A 16,951-nucleotide genomic window follows, 5' to 3' on the forward strand; every position below is an offset into this window, starting at 1 on the left:
TGACATGCGGTTCACACACGCGCGCCACTGGGGGCGAGTCCTCGCCGGGTGCGTACTTCTGATCGGTACCGGGCTGAGCGGCGCCGCGCCCGCCTCGGCGACCGTGCCCGGCAAGGGCACCGCCGGGTACTGCCCGGACGAAAACGGGGTCACCGTGATCGTCGACTTCCAGGGTCTGGGCGGGGACCCGCTCATCCGCTGCGCTACGGGGCCGCAGGAGAACGGGCTCACTGCGCTGCAGAACGCCGGGCTGGAGCTGGCCGGTTCGGGCAAGTACGGGCTGGCCCTGCTGTGCAAGATCGAGAACAAGCCCGCGGACCAGGCCTGCACCGGAATGCCGCCGGAGAACGCCACCTGGAGCTTCTGGACCGCCACCAACGGCGGCAAATGGGAGTCGAGCCAGGTCGGCGTGCAGGGCTGGAAGCCGCCTGCGGGCAGTTTCGAGGGCTGGTCCTTCGCGATCGGCAAGTCCTACACCGACTACCCGCCGCCGCGGACCGCCCCGGTGCGCAAGGCGAACGATCCCGCGCCCGCCGCCGAATCGTCCACTTCGGACAGCGGTTTCCCGTGGGGACTGGTCGTGGGCATCGTGGTCGTCGTGCTGATCGCGGTGGCCGGGGTGGTCACCGCGATCCGGCGCCGGCGTGGTGCGGCCTAGTCCGCGGGCGCTGCATCCCGGCGCGTGGTGGGTGTGGGCGCTCGCGCTCGCGGTCATCGCGAGCCGGACCACGAACCCGCTGCTGCTCGGGCTGGTGCTCGCGGTGGCCGGGTTCGTCGTGGTCGCCCGGCGTGGCGACGCGCCGTGGGCGCTGGCGTTCCGGATGTACGCACTGGTCGCCGCGGTCATCCTGATCTCGCGGGTGCTGTTCCGGATCCTGATCGGCGGCGAGGACGGCGGGCACGTGCTGTTCACCCTGCCTCGGATTCCGCTGCCCGCCGCGGCCGCCGGGATCGAGCTGCTCGGCCCCACGTCGGCCGAGGAGCTGCTCGGCGGCTTCTACGACGGCCTGCGGCTGGCCACGATCGTGCTCTGTGTCGGCGCCGCGAACGCGCTGGCGAACCCGAAACGCCTGCTGAAAGCGGTGCCGGCGGCGTTGTATGAAGTGGGCACGGCGGTCACCGTCGCGTTGTCCGTGGCACCGCAGCTGGTGGAAAGCGTGCACCGGGTACGGCGTGCGCGAAGGTTGCGGGCCGGGCGGACCCGTGGCCTGCGTTTCGTAAAGGGGATCTTCGTGCCGGTGCTGGCCGATGCGATGGACCGGTCGTTGCAGCTGGCGGCGGCCATGGATTCCCGGGGCTACGGCCGTCGCGGCTACCTCGGACGGCAGGTCCGCGTGCTGATCGCGGTCTGTGTGCTCGCCGGGCTGGCCGGGGTCGCCGTCGGGGTGTACGGCGTGCTGGACGGCTCCTCGTCCTGGCTCGGCGTGCCGATGCTGGTCGCCGGGCTCTTCGTGGCTGCCACCGGTTTCGTGCTCGGCGGACGCCGGGTGCGGCGGACGACTTATCGGCCTGATCCGTGGCGGTTGCCGGAAACGCTGGTCGCGCTATGCGGGGTGGCCGGGTGCGTGCTCGTGCTGGTGGCCGAGCCGGTTTCGCTGGCCACCCCAGCGTCGCCGCCGACGTGGCCGGAGCTGCCCTTGCTGCCCGCGCTCGCGGTGCTCGTCTGTGTGCTTCCCGCTTGGCTCGCGCCGCGCCCGGCGCTCGTCGCGGAGGTGGTCCGATGATCGAGTTCTCGAACGTCGGGATCACTTACCAGGGTGCCGCCCGGCCGGTGTTCACCGATCTCACCTTCGAGGTCGAAGAGGGCGAGCTGTGCCTGGTGGCCGGCCGCACTGGAGTCGGTAAGTCGACTTTGCTCGGGGTGATGAACGGGCTGGTGCCGCACTTCACCGGCGGGCGGCTCACCGGGGCCGTGCGGGTGGCCGGGCGGTCCACCGCCGAGCATCCGCCGAGGGAGCTGGCCGAGGTGGTCGGCGTGGTGGGGCAGGACCCGCTGGCCGGGTTCGTCACCGACACCGTCGAGGAGGAGCTGGCCTACGCCATGGAGCAGCTGGCCGTGCCGCCCGAGGTGATGCGTAAACGGGTCGAGGAGACGCTGGATCTGCTCGGCATCGCGGAGCTGCGTGATCGTCCACTTCGGACACTGTCCGGCGGGCAGCAGCAGCGGGTGGCGATCGGCTCGGTGCTCACCGCGCACCCGGGGGTGCTGGTGCTCGACGAACCGACCTCGGCGCTGGACCCGACCGCCGCCGAGGAGGTGCTGGCCGCGATCACCCGGCTCGTACACGACCTCGGCACCACCGTCGTGGTCGCAGAGCACCGGATGGAACGCGTGGCCCAGTACGCCGACAGGCTGCTGTACCTGCCCGGCGACGGCACAGTGGTGTCCGGTCCGCCGTCGGAAGTGTTCGCGCACACCGATGTCGCGCCACCCATTGTGGAGCTTGGCCGGCTCGCGGATTGGTCGCCGTTGCCGCTGTCCGTACGCGACGCCCGTCGGAAGGCGCGCCCACTGCGTGAACAACTGGCTGGGCGACAGCCGGAGCGCGTACGTCAGCAGGCCGGCGAGCCGGTGCTCACCGCGCGCGGTGTTCGGGTCCGCTACGGCGGCGTACACGCCGTACGCGGCGTCGATTTGACGCTTCGGCGAGGCGAAGTAGTCGCACTGATGGGCCGCAACGGCTCGGGCAAGTCGTCACTGCTGTGGGCGTTGCAGGGCAGCGGACCACGCTCAGACGGCGCGGTCGACGTGCTCGGCGCAGACCCGAAGGCGTTGCGTGCGCGGGCGGCCCGAACGCGCGTCGGGCTGGTGCCGCAGAGCCCGGCCGACCTGCTGTACCTCGATTCCGTGGCCGCCGAATGCCGACAGGCCGACGTCGAATCCGAGGCCGCCGAGGGCACCGCCCGGAAGCTGCTCGACCGGCTCGTGCCGGGTGTCGACGGCGCAGCGAACCCTCGTGACCTCTCCGAAGGACAACGGCTCGCGCTTGTACTGGCCGTGCAGCTGGCCGCCGCGCCGCCGGTGCTGCTACTCGACGAGCCGACCCGCGGTCTGGACTACCCGGCGAAGCAGCACTTCGCCGTCGAGTTGGCCGCGCTGGCCGGTGAGGGGCACGCGGTCCTGCTCGCGACGCACGACGTCGAGTTCGTCGCGGCCGCCGCGGACCGGGTCGTCGTACTCGCCGAGGGGGAGGTGGTCGCCGACGGGCCGACTGCCGACGTCGTGGTCTCCTCGCCCGCGTTCGCGCCGCAAGTGGCGAAGATCCTCGCGCCGGAGCCATGGCTGACCGTGGACGAGGTCGCGAAGGCGCTCTCGTGACGGACTTCCTCGGCCCGGCTGTCCGCCTTCGCCACCGCAGCGCGCTGGTGCTGACCGTCGCGGTCGTCGCCGGGCTCGCGATGTTCTGCTGGCCCCTGCTCTCCCGCAGCGGCGTCGGGACGTCGGCGCACACCACCGACGCTCCGTTCGTCTTCCTGGTCACGCTGCCGGTGCTGATCCTGATCGTGCTCGCCGAGCTGTCCAGCGGCGGGCTGGACGCCAAAGCGCTCGCGCTGCTGGGCGTGCTGTCCGCTGTGGACGCCGCGCTCCGGCCGCTCGGCGCGGGCACCGGCGGGATCGAGCTGGTGTTCTTCCTGCTCGTACTGGCCGGCCGGGTGTTCGGCCCTGGTTTCGGCTTCGTGCTCGGCTCGACCTCGCTGTTCGCCTCGGCGCTGCTCACCGGCGGCGTCGGCCCGTGGCTGCCGTTCCAGATGCTGGCCTCATCGCTGGTCGGGCTGGGCGCCGGGCTGCTGCCCGGCCGGGTCCGCGGCCGGTGGGAGATCGCCTTGCTGGCCGGCTACGGCGTGCTGGCCGCCTATTTCTACGGGCTGGCGATGAGCATGTTCACCTGGCCGTTCCTCGCCGGCTCGACCGCGCTGGACTTCCTCCCGGGCGCTCCGCTCGGCGAGAACCTGCACCGCTTCCTGGTGTTCACCGTGCTCACGTCCACCCTCGGCTGGGACACCGGACGCGCGCTGACCAACCTGGTCGCGATCCTGCTGCTCGGCCCGGCCGTGCTCACCGTGCTGCGCCGCGCGTCCCGTCGCGCCGCGTTCGGCCGGTGAGCACGCCCGAGGATTCCGTGAAGGGGTCCTTCACAGCCCTTCCGGACAGGGTTCCGGCAAAGTTGGTCGGGGACCCGGCAGCGGGCGATGCGGAGGTGTGTGCGACCACCTCGTGGCGTGCACCGGACCGGTTTCGGGTCCGTGAGGGTGCCCCTGACGGACTCAGAGTCCGTGAAGGGGCCCTTCACGGCTCAGCCGTAGGTGTAGAAGCCGCGGCCGGACTTCTTGCCGAGCAGGCCCGCGTCGACCATGCGCAGCAGCAGCGGCGGCGGGGCGTACAGCGGTTCCTTGAACTCGGCGAACATCGAGTCCGCGATCGCCTTGACGGTGTCCAGGCCGATCAGGTCGGTCAGCCGCAGCGGGCCCATCGGGTGCGCGGTGCCCAGCTCCATCCCGCGGTCGATATCCCCGGCCTCGGCGAAGCCGGCTTCGATCATCCGGATCGCCGAAAGCAGGTAGGGCACCAGCAGGTAGTTCACGATGAAGCCCGCCCGGTCCGGTGAGTGGATCACCGTCTTGCCGAGCGTGCCGGTCGCGTGTTCCTCCGCGCGGCGCACGGTGTCCTCGCCGGTCCGCAGGGACGGGACCAGCTCGACCAGGGGCAGCACCGGTACCGGGTTGAAGAAGTGGATGCCGACCACCTGCTGCGGCCGGCCGGTGGCCATGCCCAGCTTCATGATCGGGATGGACGAGGTGTTCGACGCGAACACCGCGTCCACTCGCTCGACCAGCTGATCCAGCGCCCGGAAGAGCTCGACCTTGGCCTGCTCCTGCTCGACGATCGCCTCGATCACCAGGTCCCGGTCGGCGAACTCGGCCAGCTCGGTGGTGAAGCGCACCCGGCCGAGCGTGGCCTCGGCGTCCTCGGCGGCCAGCTTGCCGCTCTTGACGCCGCGCTGCAGCGACTTCTCGATGCGGGCCCGGCCCGCGTCGAGCGCGGTCCGGCTCACCTCGGCCACCACGACGTCCAGTCCGGCCCTCGCGTGCACCTCGGCGATCCCGGAGCCCATCAAGCCGGCTCCGACCACGCCCACCCGGGCAATGTCTGCCACCTTCGTGCTCCTTTGTCAGCCGTACTCGTCAACCGCAGGAGAAATTGGGCAGCACACAACACGCGAGGGTGTCGCCGGGCCGCGACCCGGTCCCACCCTCGCGCATCGCGTGTGTGTCAACGGCGGTACTCGTCGTACCCGTCGTCGTACGGGTCCTCGTACCGGTTCTTGTCGTCCTCGTTGGTGTCCGAGGAACTACTCGACAGCTCGCGCTGCAAAGCATCGAAATCGGTGTCGTGGGAGCTGTACTTGAGCTCGCGCGCCACCTTCGTCTGCTTGGCCTTAGCCCGGCCGCGCCCCATGGCTCGACCCCCTCGCACAGGGGCGGGGCGGCCGGGGGAATCGGCGGCCCCGCATCGTCTCGACAGTTCTTTCCTGCTCACACCGTACCGTGTCCGGGGGGTTCGATGCGACGTGGCACGGTGTGCCGGTCGCGACAGTGTCGGCCGGACGCCGGTTACCGGCCGGTCGGTGCCGATCGGCGCTGGTCGGCGTGCCACGATGCTCGGGTGCTCCGACCCTTCGCGGCCTATCTGCGGGTGTACGAACCTCTCGCCGCCCTGGGCGATCCGCCCGGGCAGCGGCTGGTCGAGGCCGTTTCCGCGGCCGCCCTCCGGCGGGCCGGGATCGGCTGGCGGGAACAGCATCTGTGGCTCAAGTCACAGGCGGCGCGGCCGCCCCGGCTGCTGCCCGCAGAGCTCACCGACGGCCGGGCCGCGCCCGGCCTGGAGACCGATGTGCTGGTGCTCGATCCGGCCGAGGTTCCCGCCGGGCATCCGGGAGACGGGCCGTTCGTGTGTCCGCTGGAGATGCGCGCCCGTTCCGCGTCCGCGCTCGCCACTTTCCTCACCGAAGCGCCGCCCGCGATGAAGAACGTGGTGCTCGAAGCGGGCGGGGTCACCCCGGACCGGGCGCGGGCCCGCACCAAGGCCGCGCTGGCCGACCTGACCACGCCGGCCGCGCACACGCTCACCACCACCTGGACCGTGCCGCTGCCCTGGTTCGTGCTGATTGACCCGAACGAGCGGAAACTGGTGCTCGGATCCGGGCCGGACGATCCGCTGCGCGAGGCGTCCTGGCGCACCTCGATGTCCGAAGCGGTGCGCCGCGCCTCGGAAGCGAGCGAACTGGTCGAGAGCACCTTCGGCGAGTCCGGTCCGGGCCGGGTGCTCGCGCGGACCCGGCACTGGCTGGACGGCTTCGACCCGGACTCGGTGGTCGAACTGGACTACGGCGGGCTCGTGCAGCTGTTCGCCGACCCGATCCTGGACGCGGACACCACCGCGGAAGAGGTGCACGACATCCTCGACGCGCTGCGCAGCGGCAACGTCGAGGAGCTGGGCGAGCTGTTCTCCGAGCTGCGCGAGTTCTGGGGCGACGTGGCGGGGCGGGAGCACGCCAACTGATCAGCCGGACGGCCCGCGGGTCCGCAGCCGTCCGACCACTTGGCGCCGTGCACCGGCTGGCGGGCCAGATCTTCGAGCCCCGGGGTGTCCACCCCGAGGTGCGTCAGGATCGCCGAGGCCACCGGCACGCTTGTTCCCGTCGGCGCGGCCTTGATCGCGGCCGCGGTGCCGTCCGCGGCCTGCGGTGTGAGGGGCTCTGCGTCGCCCGCGGAGGTCTGTGAAGGGGCCCTTCACGGACTCTGAGTCCGTGAAGGGCCCCTTCACAGACCCGAGACAGGTCCGGCACACGCCACGAGGTGGTCGCGACCAGCACGAAAGCGACCTGGTGCACGCTTTCCACGAAACCGGAGCGGACGACCTCGACCAGTACCGGGTCGGGGGTCATTCGGCCGAGCGGCCCAGCTCGGTGTCCAGCAGCTCGTCCACAGTGGCCGCGCCGCTGTGATAGCGCGCGGCGATCTCCGCGTTGAGCGTGTCCATCACGCCCTGCACCTGGCGTCGGACGTCGGACACCGAGCCCTCCTCGGCCCCGTATGTCTCCAGCGCGGCGGCGAGCTTCTCGTCCGGCAGCACACCGACGTCGGTGAGGTCGGTGTTGCCGATGAGTGCCTCCGCGTGCCGGCGGTGCTCACCGGCCCGGGACGGTTCGAGCTGCTGGTGCCTGCCCGAACCGGTGGCCGGGCCGAGCGCGTTGTCGGCGAGGATCGAGGCGAGCCGATCGACGATGCTGCTCTCGCCACCGGAGCTGCGGCGCTGCTGCTCCGCGCGCACGATGTCGATCCGCGCGTGCAGCAGCCGGCGCAGATAGGACAGGTCGGTCTCCTCCTGCGCGGCCTCGTCCCGCCGTTCGCGCAGCACCGACAACGACAGGTCGCCGAGGCCGGTGAGGTATCCCGGGGCGAGTACGCGGTCGATCCGCCTTCGCCCGCCGGGACGAACTTCGATCACGGGCACATCCTGCTCCACATTTCCCGGGGACGCTACTGCCGAGTCACCCGCGAAGCCGTTGCGCGGCTTCGCGGCCGGGCGCGGCGTGCTCGCCGGGCACCGAGTCGGGATCGACCACGGCCTGCACGACGCGGTCCTCCGCGCCGGCCAGCAGCTCGGCGGCGGCGGGCACGGACCGCTTCACCAGGGCGAGCGCGATCGGTCCCAGCTCGTGGTGCTGGACCACGCTGCCGATCCGGCCGACCACGCGTTCACCGAGCCGCACCGGGTCACCGGTCTCCGGGGTGATCTCCGGCGAGCCGTCGATGTGCAGCAGCGCCAGGTAACGCGGCGGGCGGCCTACGTTGTGCACCTTCGCCACGGTCTCCTGCCCGCGATAGCAGCCCTTGGCCACGTGCGCGGCCGTGCCGATCCAGCCCACCTCGTGCGGGATGGTCCGTTCGTCGGTGTCGACGCCGAGGCGCGCGTGCCGGGACTCCACGCGCAGCGCGTCGAAGGCCCACGTGCCGGCCGGGCGCGCGCCCGCGTCCGTGAGTCGCTGCCACCACTGGGTGAACTGATCTCGCGGTACGGCAAGGTCCACCGCGTCGCGCGTCGGCCACGGCATCCGCCGCGCGAAGCCGCCGCCGGGCAGCGCGGCCACGGCGTACGGCGCGGTGCCGAGTTCGACGTCGAGCACCTTGCCGCTGTCCGGGCCGAGCACGGTCAGCAGCGCCAGGTCCCCGGTCTCGTCGCTGATGTCCACTTTCGCCCAGAACTTCATCGCTTCCAGGTATTCGAGCAGCGTTTGCTTGCCGCCCCTGGGCAATGCGCTCGTGGCGACCGGGCCGGGATCACTGTCCAGATGCACTGCTGCGCCGGTGTGTGCGAGCACGACGTGGGTGTCGATGTGGCCTTGGCTGTCGAGGACCAGTGCTTCCGTGCCGGCGTTGTCGGCCAGTTCGGTCACGTGCTGCGAAATCAGCAAGTGCAGCCAGGAAAGTCGTTCCTCGCCGCGCACGGCGATGATCTCCCGGTGCGAACGATCGATCACGACCACGCCGCGGGTGGCGGTGCGCTGCTCGGCGAAGGGATCCCCCCAATGCCAGGGCACTCCGGCTTCGGGATGTCCTTCGGGCGGCGCGACCACGCGGGGAGCTTCGAGCAACGGCGAGCGATACGGCATGTCCCCAGCGTATCTCTGCGACCGCGGGCGTTTGCTCCCTCAGGGCCAAGGAATTTCCGCGCGTGAGTACCGTGACCCCATGCGCGCTCTTGCATTTCTAGACGGTTCCTTGGCCGATTCCGAAGCCGCTCACCTTCGCGTGGACGATCTCGGACTGCTTCGCGGAGACGGCGTGTTCGAGACCATCCTCGTGGCGGGCAAGAAGGCCCGGGAACTTCGTCCGCACCTCGATCGCCTCGCCCGTTCCGCAGCGATGCTGGAGCTTCCGGCACCGGACCTCGCCGGCTTCGAACGCGCCGCCCGCGCGGTGATCGACGCGTGGCCGGAGGGCCAGGAAATTGCGCTGAAGCTTGTGTACACGCGCGGTGTCGACGGTGATCCGGCCGGTACGCCCACAGCGTTCGCTCTCGGCGTGGAGGTCGACGCGAGCATACGGCAGGCGCGCGAGCAAGGCGTGTCCGTCGTGACGCTGGAGCGCGGCTTCGGCCCCGATCTCGCCGAGCGCGCGCCGTGGCTGCTGCTGGGTTCCAAGTCGATCTCGTACGCGGTCAACATGGCCGCGTTGCGCGAGGCCGCGCGTCGCGGTGCACAGGACGTCATATTCACGGCGACGGATGGTTCAGTGCTGGAAGGCCCGACCTCCACTGTCGTACTGGCCAAGGACCGGACGCTGTACACGCCGCCGTCCACCATCGGCATCCTGCCCGGCACGACGCAGTACGCGCTGTTCCGCGGCGCGGAGAAGGCAGGCTGGACCGTGAAGGTGGAGCCGATTGCCGCCGTCGACCTCGCGCAGGCAGAAGGACTGTTCCTCACCTCCTCGGTACGCCTCGTGACCCGCGTACACACGCTCGACGGCGTCGCACTGCCTGATTCGACTGCGGTGCACAGGGAACTGACGGCCGCTTACGATTCCGTGTACTCGGGCTGAGCCGCGCTGATCAGCACCACGGACGGTGGGACGCCCTCCGCCCGGTAGGCGGTGATCTTGTGGTGCCCGTCGAGCAGCAGCGGACGGGTCCCGGAGAGCACGATCGCCACCGGGCGGTGGCCGGCGCGGATCGCCGTTCGGTAGTAGGACACCCGGCCGGCGTCGTGATCCGGCCAGGCGGTGACCGGCACGAGTTCGTCGGCTTCGGCCATCCGGTGCGGCCCGCTCAGCCGGTAGTGCCCGTCGACCAGCAGGGCCAGCAGTTCCCGCAGCGTGTCCGCCAGCGGGCGCCGGACCTGCCCGGTGGCGAGCGCGATCCGCAGCGACTGCGGCAGCGCCACGCGCCCGCTGGTGTTCAGCTCCAGGAAACCTGTACCGCCGGTGATTGTTACCCGTTCCACATTGCCAAGGACGGCTGAAACCGGACGAAGGTTCCAGGGCGTGCCTGCGCGAGTGCGCCGAGTGATGTCCGTCTCACTGTGCAAGCGACCGGATACCCACCGGTAGTCGGGTGATCGGCGAGGAAGATCAGCGGCAGGCCGTCCGGCGGCACCTGGATCGCGCCGGTCAGGATGCCTTCGCTGGGCAGCTCGCCGGTGCGCGCCCGCCGCAGCGGCGGACCGTCGAGCCGCAGGCCGACGCGGTTGACGTCGGCGGTGACCGTCCACCGGGCGCTGAGTCCGGACGCCGCGTCGGCGAGCCAGTCGTCCCGTGGGCCGAGGAGCACCGGGACGACGAGTTCGGCCGGCGCAGTCGCGCAGGGCACCACGTCCGCGCCGTTCGGGACGCCGGTCGCCGGGCCGAGCGGCACCGTCATGCCGGGTTCGAGGGGATCCGGTCCGAGGCCGGAGAGCACGTCCCGGGAACGGCTGCCCAGCACCGGCGCCACCGCCAGACCACCGGAAACGGCGAGGTAGCAGCGTAATCCGGTGGCCGGCGTGCCGATGGTGAGCAGTTGCCCGGCGCGGATCGGCACCGGTGCGTGCGAGCCGACCCCGAGGCCGTCCACCGCGACTGCCACCGGGGGACCGGTCACCGCGGCGGTGCACGACGCCGTCGCGCGGACTGCCAGCCCGCCCAGCACGGTCTCGACACCGGCGGCGTCTTCGGCGTTGCCGACCAGCCGGTTGCCCAGCCGCAGGGCAGAGGTGTCCAGTGCACCTGAGGGTGGCACGCCCAGGTGCGCGTAGCCGGGACGGCCGAGATCCTGCACCAGTGCGAGCGGGCCGGTCGCGACGATCTCCAGCGCCCGCATCAGCTGCTCCGGAGGGGTCTCAACCCACCACGCGGCGCAGCAGCGCGGAGACGTGCGGCTGCATCTCCTGGCCCATCATCGCGCGCTCCTCGACGTAGCCGAGGTCGCCGTTGATCAGGCCATACAGCCGCTGCGCGCCGGTGACCTCCTTGGCCGTCGCGGTGCGGATGACCGCATCCGTGCCCAGCTCCCAGGACGTCTGGTTGCGCGGTTTGCCGTAGAACAGCTCGACGACCCCGGAGCTGTGCGACAGCAGCAGCTCCAGCGTGTCGTCCTCCTGCGGCCGCCAGAAGCCCGTTTCGCGGGCGGCCGGGCGCTTCACGCTGCCGTCCTCGTTCAACAGCCACGAACGGGCCTCGTGGATCAGGAACGGACGGCCGTCGTGGGACACGGTGAGCTGCTGCGCGAACTTGATCGGCCCGTCGATGGTCGGGTACGAGATCTCACCCTCGCCGCGCCACACGCCGACCATCGGCAGCAGCGCGAGGCAGGCCTCGTTCAGGTCCTCGCCCTTGCGCAGGTTGGCGGTGTCGTTCGGGATCGGCAGGTCGTCCCACAACGGCAGGTTGCGATCGCGCGTGCTCGCCGCGCGTTCGTCTGCTGCTGCGATGGCCTCGTCGCCACTCGTGGTCATACGGTTCAGCGCTGGTCGGCGTACAGCCGGTAGACGACGTAGACCGCGAACCACGTGATCGCGACGCCCGCGATGATCAACAAGGTCGTAAACAGGGCTTCCACAACGAGGAGAATAACCCGCTGCGCCGCTCCCGTCCTCGCATGGGCCGCCCTGGTGAGCACAGTCACCACCCACACGCCCCCCAGCCCCGAACGCTGTGAAGGGGCCCTTCACGGACTCAGAGTCCGTGAAGGGCCCCTTCACAGCGGTTCTGGCGTCAGGCGACCGAAATCGCCAGCTGGTGCAGCCCGGGGCCGTCCGCGGTGACGGAGGCCTCGCCGTTGCCCGTGCGGTGCAGCGCGCGCACCGTCCACGCACCGGCCGCCGCGTAGAAGCGGAAGTCGCCTTCGGCCGAGGAGACCACTTCGCCGGCGAAGTCGCCGCCGCCGTCGAGCAGGCGGACGAAGGCGCCGCCGATCGGTCCCGCGGCGCCGCTCACCTTGCCGGCCAGCACCACCTGTCCGTTGGTATCGAAGTCCGCCGGGGTCGCCTCCTGCACGGGGGCGCCGCAGCCGTCGTCTGCCGCCATCACTTAGCTCCCAACTCGACCGGCACGCCGACCAGCGAGCCGTATTCGGTCCACGAACCGTCGTAGTTCTTCACGTCGGCGTAGCCGAGCAGCTCGTGCAGCGCGAACCACGCGATCGACGAGCGCTCCCCGATGCGGCAGTACGCGATGGTGGCCTTCGACTCGTCGATGCCCGCGTCGGCGTACAGCTCCTTGATCTCGTCCTCCGACTTGAAGGTGCCGTCCTCATTGGCCACCTTCGCCCACGGCACGTTCAGCGCGCCCGGGATGTGGCCGGGCACCTGGGACTGCTCCTGCGGCAGGTGCGCCGGGGCGAGCAGCTTGCCGGAGAACTCGTCCGGTGAACGGACGTCGATGAAGTTCTTCGCGCCGATGGACTGCACGACCTCGTCGCGGAAGGCCCGCAGCGAGGCGTCCTGGTCCTTGGCCCGGTAGGTGGCGGGCTCGCGCTTGACCTCGTCGGAGTTCAGCTCGCGGCCGTCGAGTTCCCACTTCTTGCGGCCGCCGTCGAGCAGCTGCACGTTCTCGTGGCCGTAGAGCTTGAAGTACCAGTACGCGTAGGCGGCGAACCAGTTGTTGTTGCCGCCGTAGAGGATCACCCGGTCCTCGCTGGAAATGCCCTTCTCCGACAGTAGCTTCTCGAAGTCTTCCTTGCCGATGAAGTCACGGCGCACCTTGTCCTGCAGGTCGGTGCGCCAGTCGAGCTTCACCGCACCGCGGATGTGCCCGGCGTCGTAGGCGGTGGTGTCCTCGTCGACCTCGGCGAACACCACGCCGGGGGTGTCCAGGTTCTCCTCGGCCCACTGGGTGGTGACCAGGACGTCTTCACGGCTCATGGAGCGAACTCTCTTTCTGGGGATGGTTGCTTACGACGCCCGTGCCGGGCTGAAACGCTTGATCAGCAGGTACATCTCGCAGCCGAGACAGAAATTGAACGCGGCGTTGAGAAAGGCCGCGAACACCGCGAACGCGGTCGCCACGACGCCGAGGGGAGCCAGTCCCGCGACGAAACCGATCGTGCCGATCAGCCCGAACACGAACCCGACCGCCTGCGCGAACCGCAGCGGGGCGGCGTCCTCGCGCTCGGCGGGCGGACCCAGCCGCGGCGCGACGAACAGCCGGTAGACCACCGAATACGGCGCCGGCTTGAGCCCGGCGAACGCGCCGATCGCGAAGACCACGGTCTGCACCGCGAGCAACGGCCACCACTGCGTCACGAGCACCACGGCGAGCACCACCGTGGTCACGATGGCGGCGAACCTGGGACCTCGCGGGTCGACGGCCGGTCCGGCGGGCATGGTTCCTCCTGCTGGTGCGAGGGGAAAAGAGCGTGCGAAAGGCACGCGGCCAGAAAACGCGAAGGCGAGCCGTGCTTCAGCGGCAGCCGGCGGCCTGCGGACACAAGCTGCTGCGCACGCGGCACAGATCCACTGCGCGGCGCTGCGTCAGGAGTGTGATGGGCAGCTCGTCCACAGCCGCGAGAATACCCAGTGCTCCCTCACTGCGGGAACCATGTTCATACCTTGAGACGAGTTCCGGATGCTGGGAAACATCCGGTATCAGGCGGTGGCCGCCAGATGCGGGCGGAGCGCTTCCAGCAGCTCGGCGGCCTTCGGCAGGCCACCGACGCGCAGCAGCTCACGCCCGTCCGGGGCGAGCGCCAGCGTGGTCGGCGTGCGCAGCACGGACAGCGCCTGCGCCACTTCCGGCTGATTCGTCACGTCGAGGTCGACGTGCGTGAGCCCGGGCGTCTTGTCCGCGAGCGCGGACAGGATCACCCGGGTGTGCCGGCACGGCGCGCAGAACGTGGTGGAGATCTGCACCAGCGTGACGGCCGATGCCGGGTCGAGGACCTCGGCGACCGGAGCGGGCAGCCGGGCGGCGGGTGCTTCGGTGCTCACCGGCGCGGGCCTGGCCTGCCGGATCCGCCCGTTGCGGGCCTTCAGCAGGAACCCGGCCGGCGCCGCGACGGCCAGCGTGCCCAGCAGTACCCAGGCTCCGGTCACCGGACACTCATCCCCTCGGGGTCTTCGCGACCGACAGGTCGGCGAAGCTCAGGTCGGCCGCCTCGCCCTTGATCGTCACCGAACCGCTGTCCACGCGCACCGCGGTCGGGGTGACCGAGAGCGGCAGCGTGCTGGTGTCGATCGAGGCGTGGAAGTTCGGCATCAACGCCTTCTGCACAGCATCCGGAACGGTCGTGGTCGACTGGTCATTCCCGAACTGCAACCGGTGCGGCTCGATCGAGATGCTCTTGCCCTTCAGCTGGATCAGCGCGAAGCAGAAGATCTCCACCTTCTGCCCGGCCACCTGCACGTCTCCGGACAGGCGCAGCCCCGCGGTGGTGCCGTCGACCGGATCGCCGGCCGCGTTGGTCGGCGTCGGGTCGGGCTGGTTGCCCTGGTCGGTGTCGCCGTACTTCACGTAGGACGCGGTGGACTGGCTGATCTTCAGGTTCTGGATCTTGTCCAGCGGGGAGATGCGCGCGATGTCCGCGGCCTTGATGGTGACCCCGCCGGTGAGCTTGCCGATCTTGATCGACTTGGTGTTGCCGGAGGCGATGTCCGACAGCGGCGCGGTGACGTCCTCCAGCTCCGCGCTCACCCGCACGTCGTGCAGGTTGCCGCCGACCGGCACGCCGTCCGCGGATACGGAGACGTGACCGTAGTCACCCGAGAGGGCCTGGACGAGGAACGGGAACCCGTGAATCTCCACCGACGGGTCGTCGCTGAGGTTGAGCTGCGCGCGGGCCTTCTGGGAGATCGCGTGCTCGGCCACGGCCGCCGCCCCGAAATCGGCTCCGACCAGCAGAATCACCAGCACACCGAGCACGATGACCCAGCGCCGCACGCGCCGTCCGCGGCGGCTGGGTCCCGGCCGGGGGGCCGGTCGGTCGCCCTGTCGCACGGGCCTGCTGTCCACCATCGCCTGCGTTCTCCTGTTCGTCGCCCGGGGCGTTCACCCAGGTGTGATCGATCCAGCACGAGCTAGGTACCAGGCCCGTTCACCGGCTATTCTCACTCAGCACCGACCGGCGCCACGTTCGAGGCGATGATTCTGACAAGGCGGTGCGGCTGATGAGCCTGGACCTTCTGGTACTGACTGCGGAAGCCGATGCCACTTCGGTGCTGCCCGCTCTGGACCTGCTTCCGCACACAGTACGCGTGCGCGCCCCCGAGGTGACGGCGTTGCTCGACGCCGGGCACCGGGATGTGATCCTGCTGGACGCGCGCAGCGACCTCGCCTCCGCGAAGAGCCTCTGCCGGCTGCTCAAGGGCGCCGGTGAGGACGAGGTCGGCACCCCGGTCATCGCCGTGGTCGGCGAGGGCGGGCTGGTCGCGCTCAGCGCGGAATGGCGCACCGACGACATCATGCTGCCCACCGCGGGCCCGGCCGAGGTCGACGCGCGGCTGCGCCTGGTCACCACGCGCGACGGCGCCACCGGCCAGGCCGAGGCCGAACTGCGGGTCGGCGATCTGGTGATCGACGAGGCCACCTACACCGCGAAGCTGCGCCGCCGCACGCTTGAGTTGACCTACAAGGAGTTCGAGCTGCTGAAGTACCTCGCCCAGCACGCCGGCCGGGTGTTCACCCGTGCGCAGCTGCTGCAGGAGGTCTGGGGCTACGACTTCTTCGGCGGTACCCGCACGGTCGACGTGCACGTCCGGCGGCTGCGCGCCAAGCTCGGCCCCGAGCACGAGCAGATGATCGGCACCGTGCGCAACGTCGGGTACAAGTTCGAGCGCCCGGTCAAGGGCGGCAAGCCGGTCTCCCCGGCCGTCCCCGCCGTCCCTGCTCCCACCCGCTAGGAAGTCCGTGAAGGGTCCCTTCACGGACTTTCGGGCTGTGAAGGGACCCTTCACGGCTTTGAACGCTGGGGAGGGGCGGGGTGCTGGGTAGGGTCGGTTTCGTGACCGAGCTGAGCGACTGGACTGCCGAACCCGCCGTCGACGGGATCCGCGAGGTGCTCCGGGCCGCCGGGGCCGAGGACGGCCGTCCGGAGGTCGACCCCGCCGGTCCGCTGCCGCGTGAGTTCACCGGCGGGCTGCACCTGCTCGCCCGCCGGGACGGGGACCCGGCCGGGTACCTGCACCTGGACCTCGACGGGGACGCGCACGGGCACCAGGTCGCGGAGCTGATCGTGCATCCCGCGCACCGCCGTCACGGCGTGGGCACCGCGCTCGCGCGGGCGCTCGTTGAGCGTGCTGCGGCGGGATTCCGGGTGTGGGCACACGGTGATCACCCCGGCGCGGCCGCACTCGCCGCGAGACTGGGCCTCGCCCGTGCGCGTGAGTTGATGGTGCTGCACGCCGACGCGGAGTCCGCGGAGTGGCCGGAACCCGTGCTGCGGGGCGGAATCCGGCTTCGGGCGTTCGTGCCGGGGCAGGACGAGGAAGCAGTGATCGCGGTCAACGCGCGAGCCTTCGACTGGCATCCGGAACAGGGTGCGCTCACCGTCGCCGAACTGCGGGCCGAGGAGCGGCTGGCGTGGTTCGATCCGGCCGGCTTCTTCCTCGCCGAGGACGACCGGCAGCGCATCCTCGGCTTCCACTGGACCAAGGTCCACGATCCGGTGGCCGGCCGATTCGGCGGTGACCCGATCGGGGAGGTGTACGTCGTCGGGGTGGATCCGGATACGCAGGGTGGCGGTCTCGGGAAAGCCCTGACCCTCGCCGGTCTCCGCTACCTACGATCGAGGGGACTACGCCAAGTGATCCTCTACGTCGAGGGTGATAACGCTCCTGCGCTGGCGGTTTATCGAAAACTGGGGTTTACCCGTTTCGACATCGACGTTCAGTACGGTCAGTGATCACGGTCGCCAGAATCCGGCTTCCCGTGTTACGTTCTGCACACTGACCGATCACGACTTGGCTACGCCACTCGT

General features: G+C 70.5%; 20 protein-coding genes. 8 read left to right on the plus strand and 12 right to left on the minus strand.

Annotation, left to right across the window (positions count from 1 at the left end; genetic code table 11):
- Positions 1-4: 4 nt before the first annotated feature.
- From ATK36_RS18270 to ATK36_RS18285, 4 genes are read left to right on the plus strand one after another with little or no spacing between them, the layout of a single operon-like run.
- On the plus strand, positions 5-658 hold the full coding sequence (locus tag ATK36_RS18270) for a hypothetical protein (RefSeq protein ID WP_098512659.1): 654 nt from the start codon (positions 5-7) through the stop codon (positions 656-658).
- Positions 645-1,724: a CbiQ family ECF transporter T component gene (locus tag ATK36_RS18275; RefSeq protein WP_170069794.1), complete on the plus strand. Its 1,080-nt coding sequence runs from the start codon at positions 645-647 to the stop codon at positions 1,722-1,724. The genes ATK36_RS18270 and ATK36_RS18275 overlap by 14 nt, the downstream gene beginning before the upstream one ends.
- Positions 1,721-3,319 (plus strand): ABC transporter ATP-binding protein, encoded by a 1,599-nt coding sequence (locus tag ATK36_RS18280; protein WP_098512660.1) that lies wholly within the window; start codon positions 1,721-1,723, stop codon positions 3,317-3,319. Before ATK36_RS18275 ends, ATK36_RS18280 begins: the two co-directional genes overlap by 4 nt.
- Complete coding sequence (locus tag ATK36_RS18285) at positions 3,316-4,104, plus strand: ECF transporter S component (protein WP_098512661.1); 789 nt, start codon at positions 3,316-3,318, stop codon at positions 4,102-4,104. The genes ATK36_RS18280 and ATK36_RS18285 overlap by 4 nt, the downstream gene beginning before the upstream one ends.
- A gap of 191 nt (positions 4,105-4,295) precedes the next feature.
- Here the strand turns inward: ATK36_RS18285 and ATK36_RS18290 are convergent, their stop codons facing one another.
- Together ATK36_RS18290 and ATK36_RS18295 are read right to left on the minus strand one after the other, a co-directional pair.
- A complete protein-coding gene (locus ATK36_RS18290; protein ID WP_098512662.1) occupies positions 4,296-5,156 on the minus strand; it encodes a 3-hydroxybutyryl-CoA dehydrogenase in 861 nt (286 codons plus the stop codon).
- A gap of 116 nt (positions 5,157-5,272) precedes the next feature.
- Positions 5,273-5,458, minus strand: coding sequence for a DUF3073 domain-containing protein (locus tag ATK36_RS18295; protein WP_098512663.1), 186 nt, complete (start codon positions 5,456-5,458; stop codon positions 5,273-5,275).
- A 207-nt stretch (positions 5,459-5,665) separates the two neighbouring features.
- Between ATK36_RS18295 and ATK36_RS18300 the strand changes: the two genes are divergently transcribed.
- Entirely contained in the window at positions 5,666-6,562 is an 897-nt protein-coding gene (locus ATK36_RS18300) for a DUF8083 family protein (RefSeq protein ID WP_098512664.1), read from the plus strand.
- A 381-nt stretch (positions 6,563-6,943) separates the two neighbouring features.
- On the opposite strand, the gene ATK36_RS18305 is transcribed toward ATK36_RS18300, so the two are convergent.
- A complete protein-coding gene (locus tag ATK36_RS18305) occupies positions 6,944-7,510 on the minus strand; it encodes an RsiG family protein (RefSeq protein WP_098514979.1) in 567 nt (188 codons plus the stop codon).
- 43 nt (positions 7,511-7,553) lie between these two features.
- Positions 7,554-8,675 (minus strand): CAF17-like 4Fe-4S cluster assembly/insertion protein YgfZ, encoded by a 1,122-nt coding sequence (gene ygfZ / locus ATK36_RS18310; protein ID WP_098512665.1) that lies wholly within the window; start codon positions 8,673-8,675, stop codon positions 7,554-7,556.
- 79 nt (positions 8,676-8,754) lie between these two features.
- Between ygfZ and ATK36_RS18315 the strand changes: the two genes are divergently transcribed.
- Positions 8,755-9,606, plus strand: a complete 852-nt coding sequence (locus ATK36_RS18315; RefSeq protein WP_098512666.1) for an aminodeoxychorismate lyase — start codon at positions 8,755-8,757, stop codon at positions 9,604-9,606.
- Here the strand turns inward: ATK36_RS18315 and ATK36_RS18320 are convergent.
- The 8 genes from ATK36_RS18320 to ATK36_RS18355 all read right to left on the minus strand — a co-directional run bounded on the left by ATK36_RS18320 (position 9,582) and on the right by ATK36_RS18355 (position 14,916).
- Positions 9,582-10,007, minus strand: a complete 426-nt coding sequence (locus ATK36_RS18320) for a hypothetical protein (RefSeq protein WP_098512667.1) — start codon at positions 10,005-10,007, stop codon at positions 9,582-9,584. The two genes, ATK36_RS18315 and ATK36_RS18320, sit on opposite strands and share 25 nt — an antisense overlap.
- On the minus strand, positions 9,995-10,861 hold the full coding sequence (locus ATK36_RS18325; RefSeq protein ID WP_098512668.1) for a 5-oxoprolinase subunit C family protein: 867 nt from the start codon (positions 10,859-10,861) through the stop codon (positions 9,995-9,997). The genes ATK36_RS18320 and ATK36_RS18325 overlap by 13 nt, the downstream gene beginning before the upstream one ends.
- A gap of 19 nt (positions 10,862-10,880) precedes the next feature.
- A complete protein-coding gene (locus tag ATK36_RS18330; RefSeq protein ID WP_098512669.1) occupies positions 10,881-11,495 on the minus strand; it encodes a heme-binding beta-barrel domain-containing protein in 615 nt (204 codons plus the stop codon).
- Between the two features lie 259 nt (positions 11,496-11,754).
- Positions 11,755-12,066: a DUF1416 domain-containing protein gene (locus ATK36_RS18335; RefSeq protein ID WP_170069795.1), complete on the minus strand. Its 312-nt coding sequence runs from the start codon at positions 12,064-12,066 to the stop codon at positions 11,755-11,757.
- Positions 12,066-12,902 (minus strand): sulfurtransferase, encoded by an 837-nt coding sequence (locus tag ATK36_RS18340; protein ID WP_098512671.1) that lies wholly within the window; start codon positions 12,900-12,902, stop codon positions 12,066-12,068. The genes ATK36_RS18335 and ATK36_RS18340 overlap by 1 nt, the downstream gene beginning before the upstream one ends.
- Positions 12,903-12,932: 30 nt before the next feature.
- Positions 12,933-13,364: a DUF4395 domain-containing protein gene (locus tag ATK36_RS18345; RefSeq protein WP_098512672.1), complete on the minus strand. Its 432-nt coding sequence runs from the start codon at positions 13,362-13,364 to the stop codon at positions 12,933-12,935.
- 261 nt (positions 13,365-13,625) lie between these two features.
- Entirely contained in the window at positions 13,626-14,072 is a 447-nt protein-coding gene (locus tag ATK36_RS18350) for a TlpA family protein disulfide reductase (protein ID WP_098512673.1), read from the minus strand.
- Positions 14,073-14,079: 7 nt separating this feature from the next.
- On the minus strand, positions 14,080-14,916 hold the full coding sequence (locus ATK36_RS18355; RefSeq protein ID WP_170069796.1) for an LmeA family phospholipid-binding protein: 837 nt from the start codon (positions 14,914-14,916) through the stop codon (positions 14,080-14,082).
- A gap of 227 nt (positions 14,917-15,143) precedes the next feature.
- Here ATK36_RS18355 and ATK36_RS18360 point away from each other — a divergent pair, with 227 nt between their 5' ends.
- Complete coding sequence (locus ATK36_RS18360) at positions 15,144-15,875, plus strand: winged helix-turn-helix transcriptional regulator (protein WP_211291897.1); 732 nt, start codon at positions 15,144-15,146, stop codon at positions 15,873-15,875.
- A gap of 146 nt (positions 15,876-16,021) precedes the next feature.
- Positions 16,022-16,876 (plus strand): mycothiol synthase, encoded by an 855-nt coding sequence (gene mshD / locus ATK36_RS18365; RefSeq protein ID WP_386999872.1) that lies wholly within the window; start codon positions 16,022-16,024, stop codon positions 16,874-16,876.
- Positions 16,877-16,951 lie beyond the last annotated feature (75 nt).

Origin of the sequence: Amycolatopsis sulphurea, from assembly GCF_002564045.1 — a bacterium.
Taxonomy (GTDB): Bacteria; Actinomycetota; Actinomycetes; order Mycobacteriales; family Pseudonocardiaceae; genus Amycolatopsis; species Amycolatopsis sulphurea.

Coding starts and splice junctions, on each gene's coding strand:
- ATK36_RS18270 (WP_098512659.1), top strand. CDS start 5: ATGCGGTTCACACACGCGCGCCACTGGGGGCGAGTCCTCGCCGGGTGC.
- ATK36_RS18280 (WP_098512660.1), top strand. CDS start 1,721: ATGATCGAGTTCTCGAACGTCGGGATCACTTACCAGGGTGCCGCCCGG.
- ATK36_RS18295 (WP_098512663.1), bottom strand. CDS start 5,458: ATGGGGCGCGGCCGGGCTAAGGCCAAGCAGACGAAGGTGGCGCGCGAG.
- ygfZ (WP_098512665.1), bottom strand. CDS start 8,675: ATGCCGTATCGCTCGCCGTTGCTCGAAGCTCCCCGCGTGGTCGCGCCG.
- ATK36_RS18315 (WP_098512666.1), top strand. CDS start 8,755: ATGCGCGCTCTTGCATTTCTAGACGGTTCCTTGGCCGATTCCGAAGCC.
- ATK36_RS18325 (WP_098512668.1), bottom strand. CDS start 10,861: ATGCGGGCGCTGGAGATCGTCGCGACCGGCCCGCTCGCACTGGTGCAG.
- ATK36_RS18330 (WP_098512669.1), bottom strand. CDS start 11,495: ATGACCACGAGTGGCGACGAGGCCATCGCAGCAGCAGACGAACGCGCG.
- ATK36_RS18335 (WP_170069795.1), bottom strand. CDS start 12,066: ATGGCGGCAGACGACGGCTGCGGCGCCCCCGTGCAGGAGGCGACCCCG.
- ATK36_RS18340 (WP_098512671.1), bottom strand. CDS start 12,902: ATGAGCCGTGAAGACGTCCTGGTCACCACCCAGTGGGCCGAGGAGAAC.
- ATK36_RS18345 (WP_098512672.1), bottom strand. CDS start 13,364: ATGCCCGCCGGACCGGCCGTCGACCCGCGAGGTCCCAGGTTCGCCGCC.
- ATK36_RS18360 (WP_211291897.1), top strand. CDS start 15,144: ATGAGCCTGGACCTTCTGGTACTGACTGCGGAAGCCGATGCCACTTCG.